Raw genomic sequence first — 25,644 nt, forward strand, 5'->3', positions numbered from 1 at the left:
GCGCGCGCACAAAAAACCGGGCCATGCATCGCTGCATGGCCCGGTTGTTTTGTGTTGGACGTCAGATCAGAACTTGAACGTGCCCTCGATGCCAAAGGTACGCAGCGCGCCCGGAGCAACGAACGCACCGCCGAATTCGGGAGCGACGATGACCTCGGCGAGATAGCGCTTCTTGGTCACGTTGTTGGCAAACGCCACCAGCGACCAATGGTCGGCCTTGATGCCGCCGCGCAAGTTCAGGATGCCATAAGCATCGCGGCGGCTGTTTGTGTAGTTCGCGCCAAGACCGAATTGGGTCGGAACGTCGTTGTTCTGGACAGTGTGGAAGTACGTCGGGCCGGTGATGCGATAATCGGCGCGCAGCAGCAGGCCGAGGGTATCGGTGATCGGACCGTCATACTGTGCACCAAGGTTGACGGTATACTTCGATGTGGCCGGCGCTTCGTTGCCGACCGTGTAGGGACGCGCCGAGTTGCGCTTGATCTTGCTGTCGGTGTAGTTGGCCGAACCGAACACGGTGAAGCCGTCCATCACGCGGGCATTGAACGAGCCTTCGACGCCCTTGAACTCGACTTTGTCGATGTTCGAGACGACGCGCAGCAGGCCGAAGGGCCCCACGAAGAATTCGAAGAACTGCGAGTCCTTCACGTCGGTGTAATACCCGGCGAGTTCGAAGGTCACGCCCGGCGCGACCGAACCCTTGACGCCGACTTCAAACGCGCTCGAGGTTTCCTTGCGGTAGTCATCAAACACAGACAGGCCAGCGTTGATGCCCTGGTTGAAGAAGCCGTTGACGATGGCCTCAGAGCCAGCATTGTTGAAGCCGCCGGTCTTGAAACCGATGCCCCAGTTGGCAAACACGCTGATGTCATCGGTGGCTGCATAGCTGATCGAGATTTTGGGCTGAATCTGCTTGAAGGTGGCCTTGCGCGGCAACAGCACGCCGCTTGGGTTGTAAGCAGGATCAAGACCCGGATTGAGAAAATAATTCGCCCGGGTTCTAGCAGTACCGTTTGGAACGCCGGTCAGCACATTGCCCACCCAGCGGGTGCGACGGCCGGTCGGAATGCCGTTTTCCGTGGTGCGCTGCTCGATATCATAACGCGCAGCCGCGCTGATCGTCAGCCGGTCCGTGGGCTTGTATTCCAGCGAGCCGAAGATCGCGTAGACGTTGGTGTTGAACGAATCCTGCGCCAGCGCTTCGGTGGGGTTGCGGCCGTCGGTGGTATAGCACTGGCGGATCACGCCCTGGCCGGTGTCCACGCCGAGGTTGTTGCAGTTGAACCGGTCGATGTTGAGGTAATACCCGCCGATCGACCAATTGAGCGTGTCGCCAGCGCTGCCGGAAAGACGAAGCTCAGCCGAGATGTCTTTCTGATCGCGCTGCTGATACTGCGTTCCGTCGCAAGTGCCAGGCGAATAGGGATTGAGGAACGCGCCCGGGATACCCACGGCGAACGGTGCCTGAACCGGGAAGCCTGTGAGCGCTGCAGTGGTGGCGGCGCAGGTCGGCTCGGCGTTGAAGAAACCGAAGGTGCCGCTGGTGCCGTCTGCGAAGAAATCGTTCTTGGTGTTGCTGTAGGCGACGTAGCCAGCGAGCTTGATGTCGTCGGTCAGCTTCTGCGTCAAGCGGAGCGAAGCTTCGAACGACTGCTGGTTGTTCTCCGGGTTGACGTTGCGCGCGAACACGAACTGGTGGTCGTTGGCATCGATATTGAATACCGGTGCACCGAGCAGGCCAGCGAGACCGGGCAGCTGGAAGATCGCGTTGAAGCCGATCGCCGCGCCCTTCAGCTTGCTGTAGCGGGTCTTGAAATCGATCTCGGTATCGCTGCTCGGCGTGAACAGCAGGCGGCCATTGATGTTCCAGCGCTTGTTGTCATCGACCGAAGCACCGATGCCGCGGCCCTGGCCGGGGTAGGTCGTCGCGTAGAGCGGATTGGTCTGGAACACGTCGCGGTAGAAGCCGTACGTGGTGGCATATTCGCCATTAAGGACGAAGCCAAGATTCAGCGCGATTGGGCCGCTGATGACGGCGGCCGCGGCGAAGGTGTTGTTGTTTGCAGCCGAGACGCGGCCCGAAATTTCCAGATCAGCGCCTGGCTTCTTGGTGGCGATCACGATGGCGCCGGCCACCGCGCTGCGGCCGTAGTAAGCGCCCTGCGGACCCTTGAGGATTTCGATCTGGCTAAGCGCGCCCTGATCCTGCGCCAGCAGCGCGGTGTTCGACTTGAGCACGCCGTCAACCACAAGGGCGACGTTGTTCTCGCCGTCGCGCGCGCCGTTGATGCCGCGAATGGCGATCTGCGTGTCGCCCGCTTCGACGACACCGGTGACGATGGTGACGCCCGGGGTAAGCTGCACGTAATCAGCGGCGACGCGCGCACCGGTGTTGGCGATGGCGCCCGCGGTGATGACGGTGACCGATGCCGGCACGTCCTTCAGTTTTTCGTCCTGACGACGCGCCGTCACGACGATTTCTTCGGAACCCGCAGCCGGTTCAGTCGCGGTCTGCGCAGCGGCAGCCATCGGCATGAGTGCTGATGCTGCGACCGAACTCATGATCAGAAACTTGGTGATGCTCATTTTTATCCCCTGTTTGTAGCTAAACTACTCAATAATCACGCCATCCGATCGTTCTTGATCGTTTTAGGCGCTCCCTTTGCGAATTCCTGTATCGTTGCCAACCTCTGGAAAAGGAAAGGCTTTTTTACTGTGTGAGAGCCCGAGCTGAACCAGCAGCTCGGCCTGCTTGTAAGCGATCAAGCCGGGGTTGATCACCGGAATCGGCAAATTGTCGGCCAGCCAGCGCGCAGACTGGTGCATTGTGGTCGAGCCGAGCACGATCACATCGGCGCCGTCCTGCGCCATCGCCGCCTCAGCCTCGTCCTTGAGCTTGGCGAAGATCACATCCTCCTTGCCCGCGAGCAGTTCGGCCACATCGGGCCGGGTCCGAATCGAGCGCAGCCCCGAGCAGCGGGGCCAGAAGCCATATTCGGTGAGCGTTTTCTCATAGAGCGGGAACCATTCGTCCCACATCGTGAGCACGCAGAATTTTTTGCCGAGCATCATCGCTGTGTGAAATGCGCACTCGCCGGGGCCGACCACCGGGATCGAGAGGCGCGAGCGCAGCGCCCGCAGGCCCGAATCGCTTACGGTATCGATCACGACGGCGGAATACCCTTCCGCCTCGGCATCAATACCGGCCTGAAACACGGTCCAATCCATCAGCAGCATATCGTGGTATGAATCGCCAAGCGCAGCCCCCCACGTGACTGCGGCAAATTCGGGCTTGAAGCCGGGCGCGATCACCTCAGGCGGCAACTGCGCGGCGCGATTGGCCACCCCGTCAGCGTCCATAGGGATCGGAACGATTACTTTGATACGGTGCTCAGCCACGTAACGTTGCACCCCACCCGTTGCAGAGCCGACAGCTTAATGTATACAATGCCAAAACGTCAAGCATGCGGAGCAAAAAAGAATGTCGCGCGCATCCGACCGAGCCTATGCCATCATCCGCGACATGATCCTGGCAGGGGAATTGCTGTCCGGCGCCAAGATTGGCGAAGAGGCTCTGGCAGAGCAATGCGGTGTTTCACGCACCCCGATTCGTGAGGCTTTGAGCCGGCTTGAGGCCGAATTGCTGATCCGGCGGAGCGACACCCAGCGCAGCTTTGTCGCAGACTGGTCGCTCGATGATGTCGAGGAAATGTTTGAGCTGCGCGGCCTTTTGGAGAGCCGCGCGGCGCGGCGCGCGGCCAAGCGGATCAACTGGAGCCAGATCGAACGCCTAAAAATGCACCATGAGGCAATTGGCCATGCGATCTATGCAGCAACGCCCGATACGCATCGGTTCATTGAACATAACCACCTGTTTCATGGCGTTATCCTCGAAGCTTCGGCATCGGCGCAGCTCACCACCATGCTGGCCCGGATCGTGGAGCGGCCGATTGTCCACCGCACCGCGCAGAATTACTCGTTCGACGACCTCAAGCGTTCGCACCGCCAGCACGGCGAATTGCTCGCCGCCTTCGAACACCGCGATCCGGTCTGGGCCGAGGCGGTCATGGTCTCGCACATCCGCCGCGCGTTCCACGCTTATGCCAGCGCGCACACCGGCCAACGGATAACCGATGTCTCGCAGGCCGCCGAATAACGCGCCATGATCGCCGGTGTTGGTGACGCCTCTTGATTTTGTATCCAAAACTGCGATGCTCAAAAAATGGTATCTCCCGTCATCGAATTTGTCGAAGTAGGCCCGCGCGACGGCTTGCAGAACGAGCGCGCGGTTATTTCGACCGCCGACAAGATCGGCCTGATCGAGCGCGCCATCATGGCGGGTGCGCGGCGCATCGAGGTGACCAGCTTCGTCAATCCCGCCCGCGTGCCGCAAATGGCCGACGCCGAGGCGGTTTGCGCCGCGCTGCCTGACCGGGCAGACGTGACCTACATCGGCCTGGTGATGAATGGCCGGGGTGCGGACCGCGCGATTGCCACCGGACGGATCGACCAACTGGGCGCTGTGGCGGTGTCAACCGATCAGTTTGCCATCGCCAATCAGGGCCAGACCAGCGACGAATCGGTCGAAGCGGCCAAGGCGATCATCGCGCAGGCCAAGGCCGCCGGGCTCACCGCGCAGGCGACCATCGGGGCGTCTTTCGGCTGCCCGTTCGAAGGGGAAGTGAGCGAAGCGCGCGTGGTGCAGATGGCGCAGCGGCTGGCCGAAGCCGGACCGATCGAGGTCGCGCTGGCCGATACGATCGGCGTGGCCGATCCGGCGCATGTGGCGCGGCTGGTCGCGGCAGTGCGCGCGGCGATTGACCCGCTGCCGGTGCGGGTGCATTTTCACAACACGCGCGGCACAGGCCTCGCCAACGTCTGGTCGGCGGTTGCAGCAGGCGCGCGCGTCGTCGACGCTTCGCTCGGCGGGCTGGGCGGCTGTCCGTTTGCGCCCGGAGCGGCGGGCAATGTTTCAAGCGAAGATGTGGTTTACATGCTCGAACGCGGGCATATCGCGACAGGCATGGACCTCGACCAGCTGATCGCGGCAAGCGCCTGGCTCTCCGGGATCATGGGACGAAAATTGCCGGGGATGGTGGCGCAGGCGCCGCGATTTCCGAAAGTCACAGCAACAAAGGACGCATAAATGGGGTATCGCTTGGGGGTTGATGTCGGTGGCACGTTCACCGATCTGCTGTTGTTCGACGAGGCGACAGGCGCGTTCTGGCGCCACAAGACACCATCGACCCCGCACGACAGCTCGGAAGGCATTCTGACCGGCGTGACCGCGATCTGCGAGAAGGCTGCGGTCGATCCCAAGGATATCGAGTACTTCCTGCACGGCACCACGGTCGCGACCAATGCGGTCTTGGAAGGCAAAGGCGCGCGCGTTGGCCTGATCACCACCGAGGGCTATCGCCATGTCCTGCAGATCGCGCGCTCCTATGTGCCCGGCGGCTTGGCCGGCTGGATCATCTGGCCCAAGCCGACGCCGCTGGCGGCGCTGGAAGACACCGTCACCGTGGGCGGCCGGATCGACGCCGCCGGCAAGGAAGTGCGCCCGCTCGACGAAGCCAGCGTCATGGCGGGCTTGCTCAAGCTGAAGGAACAGGGCGTCGAGGCGATCACGGTGTCGCTGATCAATGCTTATGTGAACGGCGAACATGAGGCGCGCATCGGGGCGATGGCGCGCGAGATGATGCAAGACATTCCCGTTTCGCTCAGCCACGAAGTTCTGCCCGAAATGCAGGAATACGAGCGCACATTGACGACCGTGGCCAATGCTGCGGTCCGTCCCGTCGTCAGCCGCTATGTTTCCAGCCTGCGCGACAAGCTTGCCGTATCGGGCATGAACGGCAAGCTCTCGCTGCTGCGCTCGGACGGCGGGCTGATGTCGGCGCAGAAGGCCGAGGAGCAGCCGGTCAACATCCTGATGTCCGGCCCCGCCGGCGGAGTGACCGGCGCGCTTTGGGTTGGCAAAAACTCGGGGCTCCGCAATATCCTGACGCTCGACGTGGGCGGCACTTCGACCGACGTGGCGCTGATCGAGAACTTGGAGCCGCGCCGCGTGCGCACAACCGAAGTTGGCCACTTGTCGGTGCGCGCCTCGTCGCTCGATGTGAAGACCGTGGGCGCGGGCGGCGGATCGATTGCCTATGTGCCCGAACTCACCAAGGCGCTGCGCGTCGGCCCGCAATCGGCGGGCGCGGTGCCGGGGCCGGTCGCTTATGGCAAGGGCGGCGAGCTTCCCACCGTGACCGACGCCAATGTGGTCTTAGGCTATCTCCCGGAGAACCTGCTCGGCGGCAGCTTCAAGCTTGACCGCGAGGGGGCCAAGCGCGCGGTGCAGACCATCGCCGATGCGCTGGGCATCGATCTGATGGCGGCGGCGCGCGGCATCATCGATATCGTCAACGAGAACATGTTCGGCGCGCTGCGGATGATCTCGGTGCAGCAGGGCTATGATCCGCGCCACTTTGCGCTGATGGGCTTTGGCGGCGCCGGGCCGCTCCATGTCAATGCGGTCGCCCGGCTGATGAGCAGCTGGCCCGCGGTCTCGCCTGTGTCTCCGGGGGTGCTCTGCGCGCTTGGTGATGCGACAACACGGATGCGCACCGAGACTGCGCGCTCGTTCTCGCGGCTGGCGACCGACACCGATGCAGCCGAACTGATTGCGATCCTGCAAGACATGGCCGGCCAGACCCGCGCCGAATTGCGAGCCGATGGCCTTGCCGAAGCGAGCATCGAAAGCGAGTTCGAAATCGATGTGCGTTATGCCGGGCAAGCCTTCGAAGTGCCGCTGACGATCACGGCCGAAGCGCTCGAAAGCGATGGCATCGCGGGAATCCTCAAGCGGTTCGACGAGGAGCATCTGCGCCTGTTCACCTTCAACATGGATACGCCGCACGAAATCGTGAACTTGCGCGCGGTAGCGCTCGGCCAGGCGCTCGATCTGCCCGCCGCCGAACTGCCCAAGGGCACCGGCGATCCGATCGAAGCCAAGATGCGCGACCACACTTTGTGGATGGACGGCAAAGAACAGGCGGCGGTCATCTATGACCGCGCCAAGCTGCGCCAGGGCGATGTGATCCCCGGCCCTGCCATCGTTATCGAAATGGATTCGACCACGCTGATCGAAACCGGCTGTGTCGCGGTGGTTGACCGCGTCGGCAATATCCTGATCAACTTGGCCTGAGAGGAGGCAAGACCCATGCCCGCAACCATCATCCAGACCAACACCGTGCCCTTTGCCAAAGTGGCGATCGACCCTGTCACGCTCGATATCATCGAGAATGCGCTGCGCAATGCGCGCAACGAGATGGACGCCACGCTGAAACGCACCGCAATGTCGCCCGGCATCCGCGAGCAGGGCGACGCCTTCCCGCTGATCGCCGACCATGCCGGCCGCATGATCGTCGGCCAGTTCGGCAGCTTCATCGGCGGCTTCCTCGATCAGTTCGAGGGCACGGTCGAAGACGGCGACATGATCCTGCTGTCGGATCCTTACAGCTGCGGCGGCGCAGTCAGCCATTCGAACGACTGGCTGGTGCTGCTGCCGGTGTTCAAGACCGGGCGGCTGATCGGCTACACCGCGATGTTTGGCCATCAGGCCGACATCGGCGGCAAAGTCGTCGGCTCGATGCCGGTCGATTCGCGCTCGATCTTCGAAGAAGGTGTGCGCATCCCGCCGGTGAAGCTCTGGAAGAAGGGCGAGTACAACGACGACCTGATGAAGCTGGTCATGCACCAGACGCGCAAGCCCGACTGGTGCCAGGCCGATCTCAACGCGCTGATCGCATCGTGCCGCGTGGCGGCGCGCCGCGTGATCGAAATGGCCGACCGCTTCGGCGAGGACGTCTATGTCTCGGCAACAGAGGAACTGCTCGCGCGCAACCACCGCGCGATGAAGCAGCTGATTGCGGGCGCCATCGGCGAAGCGCCGGTCTCGTTCGAAGATTATATCTGCGACGACGGCATGGGCGCAGGGCCGTTCAAGATCAAATGCACGATGTGGCGCGAGGGCGAGCGCGTGGTGCTCGATTTCGCCGGGACCGACCCACAGAGCCAATACTCGATCAACTTCCTGCTCAATGAAAACATGTTCCGCATGTTCTTCGGCATCTACATGATCATGGTGTTCGATCCGCAGATCCTGTTCAACGACGGGTTCTATGATCTCATCGAGGTGCGCATTCCCGAAGGATCGCTGCTCAAGCCCAAGTTCCCGGCGGCGCTTTCAGGCCGGACCCACGCGCTGGGCCGCATCTTCGACATTCTGGGCGGTCTGCTCGGCCAGAAGACCCCGGAGTTCCTCAACGCCGCCGGGTTCTCCTCCAGCCCGCACCTGTTCTATTCGGGACTGGATGCGAAGGGCGAATGGTTCCAACTGTTCCAGATCGGCTTTGGCGGCATTCCTGGCCGCCCGATGGGCGACGGCCCGGACGGACACTCGCTGTGGCCGGGCTTTACCAATGTGCCCAACGAGTTCCTTGAGCGCTATTTCCCGATGATCATCGAGAACTACGAAACCGTGCCCGACAGCGGCGGCGCGGGGCTGCACCGCGGCGGCAATGGCATCCACATGACCTATCGCTTTCTGGCCGACGGTACGATTTCCGCGCACGACGATCGCTGGTTCGTGCCGCCATGGGGGGTCAATGGCGGCGAGCCGGGCAGCCGCGCGCGCAAGATCATCGAAAAGCCCGATGGCGCGCAAATCATCATCGGCAACAAGGTCGATGCCTATCCGGTGGAAGCGGGCGACCTGCTCCATTTCATCACCTGGGGCGGCGGCGGTTGGGGCGATCCGCTCGAACGCGCGCCTGAGTTGGTCGGCAAGGAGATATCGCAAGGATTGGTGACCGCCGAAGGTGCCAAGGCTTATGGCGTGATCGCCAATGACAACGGCGAGATCGATGCGGTCGCCACCGAAGCTTTGCGCACGAAGCTGCGCGCCGAGCGCCCGCCGCTGGGCCTGTTCAACTATGGCCCGGATATCGAGACGCTGCGGGCCAATTGCGAGGCTGAAACCGGCCTGCCCGCCCCTATCCAGCCGGTTTGGCAAACGGCGCAGGCGGCGGAATAAGCGATGACCAAAGCGGGGGCGAACGAGGGTGCTCTGAAGGGCATCCGGGTGATCGAACTGGGGCAGCTGCTGGCAGGTCCGTTCTGCGGCCAGCTCTTGGGCGATATGGGCGCAGAAGTGATCAAGGTCGAGCCGCCAGGCGCGGGCGATCCGATGCGCGACTGGGGACTGGGCGACGACAAGGTCAACTGGGAAGTGATCTCCCGCAACAAGAAGTCGGTCTCGGCCAATCTGCGCGTGCCCGAGGGGCAGGATCTGATCCGCCGTCTGGTGGCGAGCGCCGATGTGCTGGTCGAAAATTTCAAGCCCGGCACGCTCGAAAAATGGGGCCTTGGGCCCGATGCCTTGCATGCGATCAACCCCAGGCTGATCATTGCGCGGATGTCGGGCTATGGCCAGAGCGGGCCTTATTCGGATCGGGCCGGGTTTGGCGGGATCGGCGAAGCGATGGGCGGGTGGCGCTATATCGTGGGCGAGCCCGATCGCCCGCCAAGCCGCATGGGCATCTCGATCGGCGATACCCTGACCGCGACCTATGGCTGCATGGGCGTGCTGGCCGCGCTCCATTCGCGCCATACCACCGGCAAGGGGCAGGTGATCGATACCGCGCTGTATGAAGCGGTGCTGCAAGTCATGGAAAGCGTGATCCCGGAATACGATCATTCGGGGATCATCCGCGAGCGGTCGGGATCGTTCCTGCCCGGCATCGCGCCGTCCAACGTCTATCGCTGCAGCGATGGCGATTTCATGATCGGCGCGAACAAGGACGCGATCTTTGCGCGGCTGGCAGAAGCCATGGGGCGGCCCGAGCTGGCGAGCGATCCGCGCTATGCGACGCACGTGGCGCGCGGGACAAACCAGATCGAGCTCGATGCGCTGATCAACGAATGGACCGGCACGCTCACCATCGAAGAAGTCGATGCGCTCATGATCAAGTACTCGGTACCCGCGGGCAAAGTCTACCGCGCGCCGGAAATGCTCGTCGATCCGCACTTTCAGGCGCGCGAGGCGATCATCGAATTGGAAACGGAGCGGTTCGGCAAGCTCAAGATGCAGAACGTGGTGCCGCGTCTTTCCGCTACGCCGAGCAGCGTGCGCACCCCGGCGCCCTCGATTGTCGGCCAGCACAATGCCGAGATTTACGGCGCGTTGCTGGGCATGGATGAAACGCAGCGTGCGGCGCTCGCCGCGCGCGGGATTATCTGATGGCCACAGACTTTGCCGCGATCACGGCAAACTATACCGGCGCGTTCGATGGCTCGCTGCCCTTCGGACGGCGGCCGGCCTTGATCGTGATCGACATGGTGGAGGCCTATCTCCAGCCCGGTTCGCCGCTTTATGCTGGGATTGAAACGGCGGTCGAGAGCGCAGCCCGGCTCGCGGCAGCAGCGCGGCGCGCAGGTGCGCCGGTGATCTTCACCAATGTGGAGTATGCCCCCGGCGGCGCGGATGGCGGCGTGTTCTTCCGCAAGGTGCCCGCGCTCAAGGTGTTCGAGAAGGGCTCACCGCTCGGTGCCTTCCCGGCGAACCTGAGCCCAGAGGGCGGCGATCTGGTCGTGACGAAGCGCTATGCCTCGGCATTTTTTGCAACGCATCTGGCAGCGACGCTGACGTCGCTGGGCGTCGATACGCTGATGATTACAGGGGTTTCAACCTCGGGCTGCGTGCGCGCGACCGCGCTCGATGCCTGCCAGAACGGATTTCTGCCGTTCGTCGTTCGCGATGCCTGCGGCGACCGCCATCCAGGCCCGCATGAGGCAAACCTGTTTGATCTGCAGGCCAAATATGCCGAAGTCATCTCGGAGGACGCCGCGATGGCGCACTTGGCGGCGGCGGAATGCGCCGCCCCTTCTCCCAACCCTCACCCCTAAAGGAGAGAGAGCTGGTGGCTGGATTTAGGCCGCGGCGCCTAGGTAGCCAAGCTGCCCGGCTTTGAACACTGCCTGGCTGCGGTTGACCGCATTGAGTTTCTCGCCCGCGCGCTGAATGTGATAGCGCACGGTGGCGTGGCTGAGACGGAGCAGCAGGCTGACTTCCTTGTCCGTTTTGCCGATGGCGGCCCAGCGCAGGCATTCGACTTCGCGCTTCGAGAGTTTGCAGTCGTTGGGAATCCACTGCCGCGTGCGCATGATATTGACATAGCTGGAGAGGAAACGGCGGCTGATCACGCCGAGAATTTCGCCATGCTCGGCAAACTCGGAAGATAGATCGGATTTCTCGCGATCGAGCGACGAGAAGCTGGCTGCCGCGATCTGGCCGAACGAGAGATGCACCGGCACCACGATCGTGGCGCAGGAGGTCACATAGCGGCGAAATTCAGCGAAGTTCAGCGCCTCAAGATAGCGATTGGGCCAACTGGTATGCGCGCCCGTTTCGTTGCACCAGAACGGCTCGCTTTCATAACGGCAGGCGCGCGGCACAGGCGAACTCAGCGCAAGACGGGGATCTTCCCACCAGCGCTCGCCATCGGCTACCCAGCCGAATACTGCCGCGTTGATCATCGCACCGCTTGCATCAACGATCTGGTCCTTCGACGCAATATCGCCAGTGGCAGCAACGCGAAACCCGCGCTCGCGCGCCGCTTCGTTCAGTGCGACCGCCGCAGGCCGGATGTCCTCCAGCGCACGAATCGTCACTGCCTCAATCGTATTGGGGTTCCAGCTCATCCTCGTGTCCAGGGTGGGTCGTGCATGCGAGCCACCTCTTTTCCCTCACAGGATCATAAAGATTCCGCGCAGGAACGCAATGCGCTTGCGCGGATACGCAAAACGATTCTCAAATCCGCACGGGCCGCCGCCCGACCTGCCCCGCGGCCAAGCGATCAGAGCCCAAGAACCTGCTTGGCGATGATCGTCTTCTGCACCTCGTCCGACCCGCCGAAGATCGTGTAGGCGCGGCCATTGAGATAAGTCGGCATCGCCACTTGCGCTTCGTTGCTACCAATCGGCTCGGGCGCCATGTTGCCATAAAGCGGGCGTGCAGTGGGCAATTGCAGCCCTTCATAACCGAACAGATCGACCGACAGCATCTGGATGCTCTGCCGCAGATTTGAGCTGACCAGCTTGACCAGCGAAGTTTGCGGGCCTGCCGGGCGGCCCTTGATCATCTCAGCCAGAATGCGCAGTTCGGTCACCTCGAAAGCCTGCGCTTCCAGCCGCAGTCGCGCCAGCCGCTGCGCAAACCCCGCATCGTGGATCATCGGGCCGTTCACGCCCGATGGCTCGGCCCGCGCATAGTCTTCGATCCGGTCCAGCTGGGCGAGCAGGCCTGGCGCGGCGCAGCCGCCGCCGCGTTCGTTTTCCAGCAGGAACTTGGCGATGGTCCAGCCCTGCCCTTCCTCGCCGATCAGATTGCTCGCGTCGGACTCGGCATTGTCGAAGAACGTGGCGTTGACCTCGTGATCGTTGGCCATCGTCATGATCGGGTTCACGGTAACGCCGGGCTGCTCCATCGGAATCAGCAGGAAGCTGATGCCCTCCTGCTTCTTGGCCTCGGGATTGGTGCGCACGAGCGCAAAAATCCAGTTCGCGTGATGCGCGTGGGTCGTCCAGATTTTGGAACCGTTGACAATATACTTGTCGCCCACCCGCTCGGCGCGGGTCTTGAGCGAGGCGAGATCGGAGCCGGAGCCCGGCTCGGAATAGCCCTGGCACCAGTAATCCTCGCCCGAGAGGATGCGCGGCAGGAAGTGGGCCTTTTGCGCTGGGGTGCCGAATCGGCAGATCACTGGCCCAACCAGCTTGAGCCCCAGAATCGGAACCGAAGGCGCGCCGGCGATGGCGCATTCCTTCTCGAACAGATACTTCTGAACCACGCTCCAGCCCGGACCGCCATCTTCCTTGGGCCAGCTGGTGGCCAGCCAGCCCTTTTCGTTCAGGATCGCCTGCCATTCGCGGGTGATGTCGGGCTCGGTGAACACACTCGGGGTCTGGGCCGAACCCTCGCGCAGGCGCGGATTCAGCTTCTCATCCAGAAACGCGCGGACTTCATCGCGGAAGGCCAGATCTTCGTCGGTAAATGCAATATCCATCAGTTCCAAGCCTCCCGCGTGCAGCCATGGCCGCGCCGCGCCAAAATCGTGATCATCCGCGGTCCAGACGCGCCATGCGTCAACGCTCCATGATAGTCACGGCAGAAACGCCCGGTGCACCATAGACATGGGTGTAAGCGGTCTTGGGATTGCCCGGAACCTGGCGCGCGCCGCCGCGGCCGAGCAACTGGACGACATTCTCATAGACCTGGCGCAGCCCCGAAGCCCCGATCGGCTCGCCGCAAGCAAGGCAGCCGCCGTCGGTATTGATCGGAAACTGGCCGTTCACGCGGGTGCGCCCTTCGGCAAGCCATGCTTCCTGCTCGCCATCCTTGCAAAAGCCGTTTTCGGCCATGTGCATTATTTCGGCGCCGGATTCTGTGTCCTGCAGCTGCGCCACATCGATATCCTCCGGCCCAACGCCGGCCCGCTCGAACGCCGCCTTGGAGGCAAGCTGGGTGGGCGAGAGGCCCCGCTCGACATTGATCGAGGGCGCAAACACTTCGAACGAACCCGGCGGACGGGTGCGCATGGTCGAGGTCTTGAGGCGGATCGGGGTCTTGCCCAGTTCGCGCGCCTTTTTCTCGCTGGCGAGAATCAACGCCACCGCGCCCTCGGCGGGCGAGCAGAACATATACTTGTTGAGCGGATCGTTGATCATCGGCGCGGCCATGATCGTTTCAAGATCGACCGGCGAGCGCCGCCACGCGTGCTCGCAATTGGTGCCATTCTCGAATGCCTTTTCCGCAACACGGCCCAGCGTGATCGGGCTGATCCCATGGAGCGCCATATAGCGCTGGATCTTGGTCGCAAAGAATTGCGTGGTGATCATCAGGCCGGTTTCGCCGTACCATTCGGGCAGGCCGTAGCTTGCGGGGTCGGCATTGAACGCGCCGCGCGGATGCTTGTCGAAACCGACCGCCATGCCGATATCATATTCGCCGCTGGCAATCGCCGAATAGGCCGAGCCCAGCGCCGAGCCGCCGGTGGCGCAGCCATTCGACACATTGACAATGGGAACCCCGGTGAGGCCCAATTCGTTAACCATGATATCGGCGGCGCCCGCAGCGGCGGAACCACCATAACCGATCTGGACATCGGCCCATTCGATCCCGGCATCGGCCAGCGCCTGGCGGACGGCAAAAACGCCCTGATCGCGGCCCGAGCGGCCCTCGGTGCGGCCGAAAGGATGAATACCGATCCCGACAATGCAAACATCGCTCATCTTAATTCTCCACTGGCTTGAAGGCATAGGTTGAGCGCGTCGCGTCAAACGGCACGATCACCAGTTCGACCGGCATCCCGATCTTGAGCCCGGTGGCCTGGGTCAGCCGGGTCTCCACGATCACCTCGCCGGGAAGCTCGACATAGCCCAGCGCGAACGGCTCGAACACTTCGGGCCCATCATAAGGGGGTGATTTGGGGCGGAAGGTCTGGATCGTCCACGACCACAGCGTGCCGGTGCGCGAGAGGCCGATGGCCTCGTAATTCGCCGCCGCGTCGCCGCCGGGATATGGGAACACGATCTCGCCATCGGCATGGCGGCGGCCGCCAATCAGGCGGGGCGGGTCCTCGTTGGTCCACAGATCATGCGCGATTGGGGTAAGTGATGTCATCTCAGGCGACCTTTGCATATGCGGCCATGGCCGACGCGGGATCGGCGAACAGCTTGGACAGGAGCAGAATGCGCTTGAGGCCGTGACCAATGCCCAAATCGTCGGTGGTGCCCATGCCGCCGTGCAGTTGCACCGCCTGCTGCGCTGTCCAGATCGCATCGTCGCTGACCAGCGCCTTGATCCCGCAGATGTGCGCGAGGCGCTCCTTTTCAGGCACCAGCAACACCCGGTAAAGCGCGGACTGCATCTGCTCGACCCGCGAATACGCATCGACCATGCGGTGCTGGATCACCTGAAACCGGCCAATCGGCTGGCCGAACTGCTCGCGCGCTTTGACATAGGCCAGCGTATCATCGAACAGGCGGTGCGCCGTGCCGACCATTTCGGCAATCGCCATCACCATGGCTTCGTCAATGCAACTTGCCAGCGACGCCGCCAAGGGTTCACCCACCGCGACATCGCGGAAGGTGATCGTCGCAGCGAGGCTGCCATCGACGATCGGGTAAGGCTTGATATCGAGCCCGGCGGTGTCGCGCGGCACCGCGTAAAGCACGGTTGCGCCATCAAGATTGGCCGAGACGATGAACAGTTCCGCTGCGCCGCCCGAAAGGACGAAAGTCTTCTCGCCGCGCAGCACCGTTCCGCCGGCACCGGCATGAGCCTGCACATGTTTTGCATCGAGGGCGTAGCGCCGTCCGGTCTCGGCAAAGGCGACGGCAGCGAGCACCGAGCCATCGATCACCCCCTCAAGATGCGGCGAGCCTGCCAAGAGCCGCGCGGGCAAGAAACCGCATTCGAGCCATGGCTCCATCGCCAGGCCCTGTCCCAGCGCCTGCGCCACCAGTGCACAATCGGTTTCGCTGGCGCCGAGGCCGCCATCCGCTTCCGCAGCAGCCATCGCGATCAGGCCGGCCTCGGCCATCTCGCTCCACCGCGCGCGGTCCAGCCCGCCGGGCAACTTGCGCGCGCGCAGGCGGGCCTGAACATCGCACCCCTGAACGAACCGTTCCACCGTTGCCTTGAACAGCGACTGATCCTCATCAAGATCAAAATTCATGTACTCGTCCTAAAAAACTACTCGGCAGGGCGGGCCAGCCGGCCCGAAGCCACGCGTCTAAGATCCGTTCCGATACCGAGCGAACATCAAACTTTGGCCGACCACTTCGTGCCAAAGGGCACGAAGGAAACAACCGGCGTATCGTATCACCCCGGACTCATTGCGCGTTGCAAGCCCGATACCGGCGGGATGCCATATGCAAGAAATCGCAGCGACAGGCGAAAGTGCTAGTGTTTCAGGCAAAAGCGGCGGTCATCTGCGCCGCATCGAAATAATCGCGCCAATGCTGAATCTTGCCCTCGGCATTGATTTCAAAGGTGCCCATCACCCGGATTTCGCGCCAGCGCCCTCCCACGAGGAAGCGGTCGGTCCGCTCGTTGAGCACGACGTTGCCGTTTGCCGCGCTATGGTGGACGATGAACTCGGTTCCCTGCGACGGCGGAAAATTCGCCATCAGCGCCATCATCGCGGCCTTGCCCTCGGCGGGGCCGAGCGGGACATTATCCCACACTGCATCCTCGGCCATCATGTCCATCGCGGCGGGCACATCCATGCGGTTCCAGCAGGCGATGAATTCGTCGACAATTTCAGATGCAGTCATGGTGCCACCTTCAAGATCATCTTGCCATCATTGCCGCCGCTGAACAGCTTGAGGAAAGCGGGCAGCGCGTTTTCGATCCCCTCATCGATCTGCTCGTCAAACACCAGCGTGCCCGATTGCATCCAGGCCGCCATCTGCGCGATCCCCTCGCCAAAGCGCGGCACGTAGTCGGCGACGAGCAGCCCGGTGAGCGAGGCACGCTTGACGATCAATTGCCAGATATTGCGCGCGCCGGTCTTGCCGCCCGCATTGTTATACTCGCTGATCAGGCCGCACAGCCCGATACGCGCATACATCGCCAGATTGTTCAGCCCCGCGTCAAGGATATCGCCGCCGACATTCTCAAAGATCACGTTGACCCCGTCCGGCGCTTCGGCGGCGATCGCGGCGGTGAGATCATCGAGTGACTTGCCGCGATAATCGATGGCGGCATCGAACTTGTAGCGTTCGATGAGCCGCGCGCATTTTTCGGGGCCGCCGGCAATGCCGATCACCTTGGATGCGCCGTTGGCCTTGGCGATCTGGCCGACCAGCGAGCCGACCGCGCCCGCCGCGCCCGTGACCAGCACGACATCGCCGGGGTTTGGCTTGCACACCTCAAGATAACCGAAATAGGCCGTCATCCCGACCGCGCCGAGCACCGAGAGGAAATTGGTGGGCGATGGCACCATCGCGGGATCGATGGCCTGCGAAAAGCCGCCGGCCGCGCTGACCGAATATTCTTCGATGGCATTGAGCCCCACCACCCATGTGCCGACCGGAAATTCGTCAGTTCGGCTTTCAGCGACCACACCCACAGTGGAGGCGCGCACCGGTGTGCCCAGCGGGATCGGCGGCATGTACGAAGGCTCGTCGTCCATCCACCCGCGCATCGCCGGATCGAGCGAGGCGTAATGGTTGCGGATCAGAAACTGACCCTCGGCCAAATCGGGCGTAGGTCCGGTTTCGAGCCGAAAATCATCGGCGACGGGCGCGCCATCGGGGCGGCGCACAAGCAGAAAACGTCGGTTATCGGGCATCGGTATCTCCACAACGACGGCCCCGCGGGACCGAAACCACCACCGATTGCGACGCGGCGGCTGTCCATGCAACTGGCCTTTATGCGCAGGTGCATGCACCACTCAATTTCGATAGCTGAAATGGCTGGCCCCTTGCGCCACTAAGGCTTTGAAGGAGAGCACATCGTGACTCAAATGCGCCAATGGCTGCTGAATGGACATCCCCGGGGCCGCGGCCTTGTGGCCGACGATTTCAAACTGGTGACTCGCGATATTCCCGCCCCCGGTCCCGGCGAAATGTTGCTCAAAACACAATATCTCGGCTTCGATCCGGCGCAGAAGGGCTGGATGGAGAATGTCGCCGACTATGTCGCGCCGATGGCCATCGGCGATGTGATGCGCGGTTCGGGTGTGTTCGAAGTGGTTGAAAGCAACGGCGGGAAGCATCCGGTCGGCACCATGCTGGCAGGTTCGCTCGGCTGGAGCGAGTATGCGGTTTCGACCGGCGAGGGCCTCAATGTCGCCGAACCCGGCCTACCCGCCACCGCGATGCTTTCGATCCTCGGGACAACCGGGGTCACGGCATGGTGCGGCCTGTTCAAGGTCGGCCAACCGATTGCCGGTGATACTGTCGTCGTCTCGGGCGCCGCCGGGGCGACCGGTTCGATCGTCGGCCAATTGGCCAAGATCGCTGGTTGCCGGGTGATCGGGATCGCAGGCGGCGCGGACAAGTGCGCCTGGCTGACCGCGAATGCAGGATATGACCACGCGATCGATTACAAAGCGGGGCCGATCAAGCAGCAGCTCAAAGAGCTGACGCCCGATGGCATCGATGTGATCTATGACAATGTTGGCGGCAAGATTTTGAACGACATGCTCTCGTTCATCGCCACTGGCGCGCGGGTGACCATCTGCGGTGGAATCAGCCGTTATGAAACGGGCACCATGCCTGCGGGTCCTGAAAACTACTTCAATCTCGTGTTCCGCCGCGCCACGATGCGCGGCTTCATCGTGCTCGATTGGGCATCGGAATTTCCGATCATCCGCAAGCGCATGGTCAAGATGATCAACGAGGGCAAGCTCACCTATCAGGAAGACATCCAGCACGGCTTCGAGAACGCGCCCGACACCTTGCAGCGCCTGTTCAGCGGCGCCAACCGCGGCAAGCAGCTCCTCAAGCTATGACCGCAACAACCGCCCTTCCCCGGCATCTTCAGCGCTATGCCGATGCCGGGGTGTGGGAAGACCTGACCTTGGGCGATCACGCGCGCATGCGCGCAGCGGCGGTGCCCGATACGGTCGTGTTCCTGACCGATCCCGATCAGCCGACTTACGCCAGCCTGCTCGCCGAGGGCGAGGCGCTGGCGCGCAGCCTGATCGAACTGGGCCTGCGCCCGGGCGATGTGATCGGCTTTCAGGTGCCCAACTGGACCGAGGCTGCAGTCATCAATCTCGCCGCCAGCCTCGGCGGCTTTGTGGTCAGCCCGATCGTGCCGATCTACCGCGACCGCGAAGTGCAGCAAATGCTCGCCGATGGCGGCGCGCGCGCATTCTTCGTGGCCGAAACATTCCGCAACTATGACTTTGCCGCGATGGTCGAGCGGATCCGGCCTGCGCTGCCCGCGCTGGAACAGGTCGTGCTGGTTCGCCCGGTCAACGCGCCCGATGGCTACAAGGCGCTGATCGAGCATGGCCGAACGCTGAACCTGCCGCTGCCCAAGGTCGATCCCAATGCGGTCAAGCTGCTGCTCTACACATCGGGCACCACGGGCAAGCCCAAGGGGGTGCTGCATTCGGCCAATACGCTTTACCGCGTTGCCAAAGTGAGCGCGCAAAACAACGCGACGGGCGAGCAGGATGTCACCCTCATGCCCTCCCCTGTCACGCATATCAGCGGCTATAGCGGCGGGCTTGAAAAGCCGTTCGTGCTGGGCTCGCGCACCGTGCTGATGGAGGCATGGAATGCCGCGATCGCGGTGGAGTTGATCGACCGCTTCCATGTTACCTCGACTGTCGCGGCCACGCCGTTTCTGCAAGAGCTGTGCGATGCGGCGGCGGCTTCGGGTTCGACCCTGCCAAGCTTTCGCCGCTTTGCCTGCGGCGGCGCGGCGGTTCCGGCCGAGCTGGTCCGCGCGGCCAACAAGCGGCTGGCGCACCCTTGCGCCTTCCGGGTCTATGGCAGCTCCGAAGTGCCGCTCGTTTCGCAAGGGCTGATGCCCGAGACCAATCCGGATGCTGCCGCCGATACCGACGGCGTCGCCAACGATTATGAACTGCGGATCGTGGATGACCACGGCCAGACGGTGGCCGAAGGTGCGGACGGCGAGATTCTGGCGCGCGGCCCGGCGATGTTTCTCGGCTATCTAGACCCTGCGCATACGGTAGAAGCGATCGATGCCGATGGTTTTTTTGCCACGGGCGATATCGGCCATGTGCGCCCCGATGGCGCGCTGGTGATCACCGGGCGCAAGAAGGACCTGATCATCCGCGGCGGCGAAAACATCAGCGCCAAAGAGATCGAGGATGTGCTGCACAAGCACCCCGCGATCCGCGAAGCCGCCGTTGTTTCGATGCCGCATGCGCGGCTGGGCGAAGGCATCTGCGCCTATGTGATCGCGCACGAGGGCCATGCGCTGACGTTTGATGAGGTTGCCGCATTCGTGATTGCGGACGGGCTGGCCAAGCAGAAGACGCCTGAGCATGTCGAATTCGTCAGTGACTTGCCGCGCACCGCGTCGGGCAAGATCCGCAAGGACATGCTGCGCGCGCAGATCCGCGAACAATTGGCTGCGGCGGGGTAGCTGAGAGGCCTTCTCCTCGGCGAAGAGCGCCAATCCCGAAAATGCATCGCCACCCTGAAACAAGTTCAAGGTGGCGATTGCTTTTTGGGTGTTAGGTAATCGGTCTAGGTAATCGGTCTTCAGGCCTGCGCCGCCATGGCCGCAGCCACCGAGGCGCTCACTTCATCGGCCCCGGGATTGCCGCGCAGGGTCAGGCCGCCGTTGATCTGCAAGTTCTGGCCAGTGATGAAGCTGCCTTCGTCCGCCAGCCAGAGTACGGCGTTCGCGATATCCTGCGAGGTGCCGACGCGGCCGAGCGGGTACTTGCTGGTGAACGCAGCGGCAAGGCCGGGCACCGAAAACGCGCCGACCGTCATCGGGCTTTCGGTAAGGCCCGGTGAGACGACATTAGCCCGGATCCCCTGCGCGCCATATTGATTGGCGACACAGCGGATCAGCGCCTCCGATCCCGCCTTGGTGCCGATATAGGCGGCATGATCGTTGATCACGCAGGTAGTGGTTGCCGAGGACACCTGCACCAGCGAGCCGCCATTGGGCATCGCACGGACAAAGGCGCTGAGGAAATAATGCACACCCTTGAACTGGAGCGCGATGATCGCGTCGAGTTCTTCCTCGGTGATCTCGTGGATCGATTTGAGCAGACCCCAGCCGCTGGCATTGACCGCCACATCGACCCGGCCGTGCCGCGCCAGTGTCTCGGTCGCCAGCGCTTCGACATCGGCCTTGCTGGTCAGATCGCACAGCAGCCAGTCGCCGCCGATTTCGGCGGCGAATGCCGACAGCACGTCCTGCTTGCGGCCCGCAACGACCACTTTCGCTCCTGCGCCTGCCAGCGTGCGCGCGATGTGCTGGCCCATGTTGTCGGGGCTGCCCGCACCCACCACCACGGCGACTTTGCCTGTCAGATCGGTCATCGTTCGGTCAGCCTTGTGCAGAATGAAAAGTGGCGGTGGCTTTGCCCTCGGGGCCATAGACTGGCTCGGTCAGATCGACCCGGTACTTGCGCGTGACCGCGCCGATCATTGCAAAGCCGCCGAGATGCGCCAGCATGCCGGTGTAGGCTGGGCCTTCTAGATGCGCCTGAAGCTCCTCGGCACTGTCCCAATCCTCGAACACATGGACGCGCCCCGCGTCAAACGGATCGGCGGTCCAGGCATAATGGCAGCAGCCCGGCTCGGCGAGCGCAAGCTTGATCAGGTCTTCGGCCCCGGCGAGCGCGGCGGCCCGGTTTTCGGGCGGAAAATCGATCTCGCCCGAGATAAGAACACGCATCAGATTATCCTCTCAATACTTTGAAACGGCGTTCCTGGAAGTACCACTGGCCATCCACACGAACATAACGATCATCGTAACGGCCGATCGGCTTGCGCTCGGTGCCGTCGTTCATTTCAAGTTCCTCGTGGGTAAACACCCGCCCCGTGGCGGTGTCACCGTCGACCTCGATCGCCGAAATCTGGCCGAAAAAGGCGACGAACTTGAAGCCTTCCATGGCCATCGTCCACAAGCCGACAATCGCCTCGCGTCCATCGACCTGTGTTCCCATCAGATCCCAGTGCGCGTCTATCGCCCAGGTTGATCCCCATTGCACGGGATCGCGCAGGAACACCGCGTCGCAATACGTTTCGTTCAGCGCGCGGATCGCCAATTGATCTTCCATCGGTCCGGAAAAAGCCATTTTCGGTCCCCTCTCCCCTCATGGGTAAACGCTGTTATGGCGGCGACATACTATCAATTTTCGCCAAGAGCCGCCCCTCAAAAGACACAGTAGCCCGGGCGCGGCCATGGTGCCACTCTGCCCGCAAAGCTGAAAAGAAGGATATACCCATGGGATTGAGCGCGATTGGCCCGGTGATGCAGTTCGCCTATGTGCCGACAGACTTTGACGCTGCGATCAAGCACTGGACGCAGACCATGGGCGTCGGGCCATTCTACCTGATGGAGAACATCCATCTGGGCGACATGCGCTATCTGGGCGAGCCGACCGAGTGCCGCTTTTCAATCGCCATCGCCTACTGGGGCGATATGCAGATCGAACTCGTCCGCGTGGAAAACGACGCGCCGGGCATCTATCGCGGGGAATATGGCGTAAGCGGCGATGTGCTCCACCACCAATGCGTGCTCACCGATGACATCATGAAGGCGCGCGCGATTTGCGAGGAATTTGGCGCGAAAGTGCTGGTCGAGGGCAAAGTGGGTGATGACGGCGCGGTGATCTATGTCGACACCGGCGGCGGCCCCGGCACCATTCTGGAGATCCTGCAGGCCTCGAGCGGCACCGAAGGGCTTTTCGCCATGATCCGCGATCAGGCCAAGACCTGGGACGGAAGCGACCCGCTGCGCAAGCTGGGGTGAGTTAGCGGTCGCGGATCGAACCGGCACCGTCCACTGTAAGGTCGGTGCCGCTGGTGAAGCTTGAATCGGCGCAGCTCAAAAACAGGATCGCCTGCGCCACTTCCTCCGGCTCGCCCGAGCGGCCCATCGGGTGGGTGGCGGCAAACATCGCGGCGATATCCTCGGGCGCAGCGACCCCCGAATTCAAATAGCGATAGTACATCGGGGTGCGGATCGCGCCGGGATGCACCGCATTGGCGCGGATCGGCAGGCCGCGTGCCGCCAGATCGAGCGCAACGCATTTGGTGAGCGCGGTCACCGCCGATTTGGAAGCGCAATAGGCCGCCATCTGCCCGCCCGGGCGCATCGCCAGCATAGAGCCGATGTTGACGATGGTGCATGGCTCGCCCGATGCCTCCATCGCCGGGATCGCGGCGCGGCAGCCATAGAAGGTGCCGTTGAGATTGATGTCGATGGTGCGGTTCCAGCTATCGAGATCGACATCGACCGCGTTGCCCGGTTCAGAGATGCCGGCGATGTTGCACAAAGTCGTCAGCTTGCCGAAGCGCGCGAGCGTGGCCGCCACGGCCGCGTTCCAGTCATCGAGGCTGCGCACGTCAAGCTTGACCGAGGCAGCATGCTCGCCAAGCTCCGAAGCCAGTTCCGCCGCCTTGTCCGTCTGCACGTCGCCGAGCATGACACTGCCGCCCTCGGCCACGATCATGCGGCCCAAGGTGCCGCCAATGCCTTCCGCGCCGCCCGAAATGAGCGCCACTTTGCCTGCCATGCGGCCCATCGCTTTTCTCCCTGTCCTGCGTTCCGAACGGCTTAGTTCAGCGGCTCATAGCTGATCGGAAGCCGTGTCACACCGCGCAGGAGAATGTTGGGCAGGATCTTGATCCCATCCTCATCGGCGACCTTGAAGTTGCCGAGCCGCACCAGCAATTCGTCGAACGCAACGGCGATTTCCTTGCGGCTGAGCATATTGCCCACGCACATGTGGATGCCCTTGCCAAAAGCGAGATGCGTGCGCGCATTGGCGCGGTTGATGTCGAACTTATCGGGATTTTCGTATTTGGCCGGATCGCGGTTGGCGGCGGCATAGCGGATCTGCATGATCGCGCCTTTGGGAATGCTGACACCGCCCAGCTCGCAATCGCGCATAACAATGCGCCACATCCCCGCAGAAGGCGTCTCATAGCGCAGCGCTTCTTCGACCAGATTGGCGATCACCTTGGGATCGCGCCCGCCAGCAGCGGCAACCGCCATTTCCATCTGGTCGGGATTGCGGATCAGCTGGAGCAGCGCGCCGGCCAGCACCGAGGTGGTGGTCTCGTTGCCCGCGACCATGAACTGCTGCATCACCGACATGATCTCGGCGTCGTTCAGCGGCTCGACACCATCAACCCGCGCCGCAACCAGATCGGCCAGCAGATCGTCGCCGCCGTTGGCGCGGCGTTCGTCGATCTTGCCTTTCATGAAATGCTGAAACTGGACAAACGAGCGCGCGCATTCAAGCTCGCGCTCGCGCGAGATCAGCTGGCTGAACCGGTCGACCGCCGCATCGGACCAAGCCTTGACCTGCTTGGGATCGTTATCCAGCCCGATTTGCTGCGCAATCATCGCAACCGGCAGCGGCACTGCGAATTCCTCAACAAATTCGCATGTCCGCTCGTGGCTCAGTTTCTCGATCAGATCGATGACCTTCGCGCGCATATCGGCCTCGATCGCGTTCACTCGCGGCATCGAGAATGCCAGATTGACCAGCTTGCGAAAGCGCGTGTGCACTGGCGGATCGGCGGTCAGCAAGGTGGCGACATTCGGCCAGCCAGCGGCGAGAATGGCTTCGATCTCAGGGTCCGTCTTGCCCATCAGCGCGCCGAAATCGTTGGAGAAATCATCGGTCCGCCCGGTCGCCTCGGAGACAAGGTCGTAACTGTAGACAACGTAAGTATTGGTTTCGGGGTAATGCTGGATCGCCACGCCCTCGGCATGCGCATCGCGGTAATAGTCGAACGGATCGATCAGGGTCTGCGGATCGAAAAAATTCCGCTGAGTGACGGGCTTGTTCACGGTATTCCTCTCCCGAAAGTATACCGAAGCCTAGGGGAAAGCCCCCTGCTCTGGCGATCCGTCATTTTGCTAGGTTGACCGGCAAATCAGTCAAACCCCGGTGTCGCAAGCCCGTCTGCGCCGTAGACCGGCCCTTCTCGGTCGACGCTGTATTTCCGGCTTGCTGCGCCGATCAGGCCGCTCTTGCCCAGATGATCGCGCATGCCGGCATAATGCGGTCCGGCGAAATGCGCAGCAAGCGCCTGCGCATCGGTCCACTCTTCGAACACATTGATGCGCGATGGATTGAATGGATCGGGGCTGAATTCATAATGCAGGCAGCCGCGCTGCGACAGCGCGCCCTCGATCCATGGGCGCGCCGATTGCAGCGCTTGGTCACGCTGCTCTGGCTCAAGATCAATCTGCGCGGCGATCAGGATTTTCATACGCGGCTCCTCGCTGTGTCGTTCAATATGCTTGTCGGCGCGCCGCGGTGGCTCGGCAATCCTTCAATTTATCAAGGGGCAAGGTATCAAGGGGCTGCTCCCAGAATCATTAGTGGTTTAGCCGGGGCGAGGCGGTATCCTTTGATGAACCCCTAGGGCACATCTGGAGCGCAGAATGGTTGAGACACTGACAGGCCACAATCGGTCGAACGCGATGTCCTATAATGACATCCTGCTCAGCGACACCGTGCCCCCGCCAGCGGTTTACCTCGAAGATTCGCCGATGGAGCCGGGCGTCACCACGGTCGAAGTGAGCCGGTACTGGAGCCAGGCCGAGCACGAGCGCGAAGTCGAGCGGCTGTGGAAGCGGGTGTGGCAGATGGCCTGCCGCAAAGACGATATCCCCAATGTCGGCGACACGCACGTCTATGACATAGCGGGCCTCTCCTACCTGATCGTGCGTGTTTCGGAAGACGAGATCAAGGCGTTCCCCAATGCCTGCCTGCACCGCGGCCGCGCGCTGTGCGACAATCATCGCCAAGGCCTCAAGGTCCTGCGCTGCCCGTTCCACGGCTGGTCGTGGGAATTGAACGGCGCGCTGAAGGAAATTCCGTGCCAGTGGGATTT

Annotated in this window: 25 protein-coding genes; 10 read left to right on the top strand and 15 right to left on the bottom strand. The window is 62.6% G+C overall.

Features of this window, described 5'->3' with window-relative positions; all coding sequences use genetic code 11:
• Positions 1-66 precede the first annotated feature (66 nt).
• Together Q0O40_RS08065 and Q0O40_RS08070 are read right to left on the bottom strand one after the other, a co-directional pair.
• Positions 67-2,586 (bottom strand): TonB-dependent receptor, encoded by a 2,520-nt coding sequence (locus Q0O40_RS08065; RefSeq protein WP_295528434.1) that lies wholly within the window; start codon positions 2,584-2,586, stop codon positions 67-69.
• 63 nt (positions 2,587-2,649) lie between these two features.
• Entirely contained in the window at positions 2,650-3,399 is a 750-nt protein-coding gene (locus tag Q0O40_RS08070) for an aspartate/glutamate racemase family protein (RefSeq protein ID WP_295528437.1), read from the bottom strand.
• A gap of 82 nt (positions 3,400-3,481) precedes the next feature.
• Between Q0O40_RS08070 and Q0O40_RS08075 the strand changes: the two genes are divergently transcribed.
• The 6 genes from Q0O40_RS08075 (at position 3,482) to Q0O40_RS08100 (ending at position 10,956) form a co-directional block, all read left to right on the top strand.
• Positions 3,482-4,156 (top strand): GntR family transcriptional regulator, encoded by a 675-nt coding sequence (locus Q0O40_RS08075; protein WP_295528440.1) that lies wholly within the window; start codon positions 3,482-3,484, stop codon positions 4,154-4,156.
• Positions 4,157-4,222: 66 nt separating this feature from the next.
• Positions 4,223-5,146, top strand: a complete 924-nt coding sequence (locus Q0O40_RS08080) for a hydroxymethylglutaryl-CoA lyase (RefSeq protein ID WP_295528442.1) — start codon at positions 4,223-4,225, stop codon at positions 5,144-5,146.
• The gene (locus tag Q0O40_RS08085) at positions 5,147-7,195 is read left to right on the top strand and encodes a hydantoinase/oxoprolinase family protein (RefSeq protein WP_295528444.1); all 2,049 of its coding nucleotides are present in this window, start codon (positions 5,147-5,149) and stop codon (positions 7,193-7,195) included. It abuts the gene before it with no gap.
• Positions 7,196-7,210: 15 nt separating this feature from the next.
• Entirely contained in the window at positions 7,211-9,085 is a 1,875-nt protein-coding gene (locus Q0O40_RS08090; RefSeq protein WP_295528447.1) for a hydantoinase B/oxoprolinase family protein, read from the top strand.
• A gap of 3 nt (positions 9,086-9,088) precedes the next feature.
• Entirely contained in the window at positions 9,089-10,291 is a 1,203-nt protein-coding gene (locus Q0O40_RS08095) for a CoA transferase (RefSeq protein WP_295528449.1), read from the top strand.
• Positions 10,291-10,956, top strand: a complete 666-nt coding sequence (locus Q0O40_RS08100) for an N-carbamoylsarcosine amidohydrolase (protein ID WP_295528451.1) — start codon at positions 10,291-10,293, stop codon at positions 10,954-10,956. Before Q0O40_RS08095 ends, Q0O40_RS08100 begins: the two co-directional genes overlap by 1 nt.
• Before the next feature lie 24 nt (positions 10,957-10,980).
• On the opposite strand, the gene Q0O40_RS08105 is transcribed toward Q0O40_RS08100, so the two are convergent.
• The 7 genes from Q0O40_RS08105 to Q0O40_RS08135 all read right to left on the bottom strand — a co-directional run bounded on the left by Q0O40_RS08105 (position 10,981) and on the right by Q0O40_RS08135 (position 17,408).
• Positions 10,981-11,751, bottom strand: coding sequence for a LuxR family transcriptional regulator (locus Q0O40_RS08105; protein ID WP_295528454.1), 771 nt, complete (start codon positions 11,749-11,751; stop codon positions 10,981-10,983).
• Positions 11,752-11,906: 155 nt separating this feature from the next.
• Positions 11,907-13,115, bottom strand: a complete 1,209-nt coding sequence (locus tag Q0O40_RS08110) for an acyl-CoA dehydrogenase family protein (RefSeq protein ID WP_295528457.1) — start codon at positions 13,113-13,115, stop codon at positions 11,907-11,909.
• A 79-nt stretch (positions 13,116-13,194) separates the two neighbouring features.
• Positions 13,195-14,340, bottom strand: a complete 1,146-nt coding sequence (locus Q0O40_RS08115; protein WP_295528460.1) for a thiolase family protein — start codon at positions 14,338-14,340, stop codon at positions 13,195-13,197.
• Position 14,341: 1 nt separating this feature from the next.
• Positions 14,342-14,731 carry an OB-fold domain-containing protein gene (locus tag Q0O40_RS08120; protein WP_295528462.1) on the bottom strand — a complete coding sequence of 130 codons (390 nt, stop codon included), beginning with the start codon at positions 14,729-14,731 and terminating at the stop codon, positions 14,342-14,344.
• 1 nt (position 14,732) lies between these two features.
• Complete coding sequence (locus Q0O40_RS08125) at positions 14,733-15,788, bottom strand: acyl-CoA dehydrogenase family protein (protein WP_295528465.1); 1,056 nt, start codon at positions 15,786-15,788, stop codon at positions 14,733-14,735.
• A 235-nt stretch (positions 15,789-16,023) separates the two neighbouring features.
• The gene (locus Q0O40_RS08130) at positions 16,024-16,389 is read right to left on the bottom strand and encodes a limonene-1,2-epoxide hydrolase family protein (protein WP_295528469.1); all 366 of its coding nucleotides are present in this window, start codon (positions 16,387-16,389) and stop codon (positions 16,024-16,026) included.
• On the bottom strand, positions 16,386-17,408 hold the full coding sequence (locus tag Q0O40_RS08135) for an NADP-dependent oxidoreductase (protein ID WP_295528472.1): 1,023 nt from the start codon (positions 17,406-17,408) through the stop codon (positions 16,386-16,388). Before Q0O40_RS08135 ends, Q0O40_RS08130 begins: the two co-directional genes overlap by 4 nt.
• A 174-nt stretch (positions 17,409-17,582) precedes the next feature.
• Here Q0O40_RS08135 and Q0O40_RS08140 point away from each other — a divergent pair, with 174 nt between their 5' ends.
• Complete coding sequence (locus Q0O40_RS08140) at positions 17,583-18,572, top strand: NADP-dependent oxidoreductase (RefSeq protein WP_295528498.1); 990 nt, start codon at positions 17,583-17,585, stop codon at positions 18,570-18,572.
• Entirely contained in the window at positions 18,569-20,188 is a 1,620-nt protein-coding gene (locus Q0O40_RS08145) for an AMP-binding protein (RefSeq protein ID WP_295528474.1), read from the top strand. The genes Q0O40_RS08140 and Q0O40_RS08145 overlap by 4 nt, the downstream gene beginning before the upstream one ends.
• 119 nt (positions 20,189-20,307) lie before the next feature.
• Here the strand turns inward: Q0O40_RS08145 and Q0O40_RS08150 are convergent, their stop codons facing one another.
• Genes Q0O40_RS08150 through Q0O40_RS08160 form a run of 3 tightly spaced genes read right to left on the bottom strand, consistent with a single transcriptional unit; the run spans position 20,308 to position 21,863 of the window.
• A complete protein-coding gene (locus tag Q0O40_RS08150; protein WP_295528477.1) occupies positions 20,308-21,102 on the bottom strand; it encodes an SDR family NAD(P)-dependent oxidoreductase in 795 nt (264 codons plus the stop codon).
• A gap of 7 nt (positions 21,103-21,109) precedes the next feature.
• Positions 21,110-21,460 carry an antibiotic biosynthesis monooxygenase gene (locus Q0O40_RS08155; protein WP_295528479.1) on the bottom strand — a complete coding sequence of 117 codons (351 nt, stop codon included), beginning with the start codon at positions 21,458-21,460 and terminating at the stop codon, positions 21,110-21,112.
• 4 nt (positions 21,461-21,464) lie between these two features.
• Positions 21,465-21,863 carry a nuclear transport factor 2 family protein gene (locus Q0O40_RS08160; protein ID WP_295528483.1) on the bottom strand — a complete coding sequence of 133 codons (399 nt, stop codon included), beginning with the start codon at positions 21,861-21,863 and terminating at the stop codon, positions 21,465-21,467.
• A 149-nt stretch (positions 21,864-22,012) separates the two neighbouring features.
• Here Q0O40_RS08160 and Q0O40_RS08165 point away from each other — a divergent pair, with 149 nt between their 5' ends.
• Positions 22,013-22,540, top strand: a complete 528-nt coding sequence (locus Q0O40_RS08165; protein WP_295528486.1) for a VOC family protein — start codon at positions 22,013-22,015, stop codon at positions 22,538-22,540.
• Position 22,541: 1 nt separating this feature from the next.
• Here Q0O40_RS08165 and Q0O40_RS08170 read toward each other — a convergent pair whose 3' ends face one another.
• The 3 genes from Q0O40_RS08170 to Q0O40_RS08180 all read right to left on the bottom strand — a co-directional run bounded on the left by Q0O40_RS08170 (position 22,542) and on the right by Q0O40_RS08180 (position 25,017).
• A complete protein-coding gene (locus Q0O40_RS08170) occupies positions 22,542-23,315 on the bottom strand; it encodes an SDR family oxidoreductase (protein ID WP_295528489.1) in 774 nt (257 codons plus the stop codon).
• Positions 23,316-23,347: 32 nt separating this feature from the next.
• Entirely contained in the window at positions 23,348-24,592 is a 1,245-nt protein-coding gene (locus Q0O40_RS08175) for a cytochrome P450 (protein WP_295528491.1), read from the bottom strand.
• Between the two features lie 86 nt (positions 24,593-24,678).
• The gene (locus Q0O40_RS08180) at positions 24,679-25,017 is read right to left on the bottom strand and encodes a putative quinol monooxygenase (protein ID WP_295528493.1); all 339 of its coding nucleotides are present in this window, start codon (positions 25,015-25,017) and stop codon (positions 24,679-24,681) included.
• Between the two features lie 214 nt (positions 25,018-25,231).
• On the opposite strand from Q0O40_RS08180, the gene Q0O40_RS08185 reads away from it, so the two are divergent.
• Positions 25,232-25,644, top strand: a 413-nt coding sequence (locus Q0O40_RS08185; protein WP_295528495.1) for an aromatic ring-hydroxylating dioxygenase subunit alpha, incomplete at its 3' end; no start/stop codon positions are given.

It is taken from the genome of Novosphingobium sp. Chol11 (assembly GCF_945870625.1).
Classification (GTDB): Bacteria; Pseudomonadota; Alphaproteobacteria; order Sphingomonadales; family Sphingomonadaceae; genus Novosphingobium.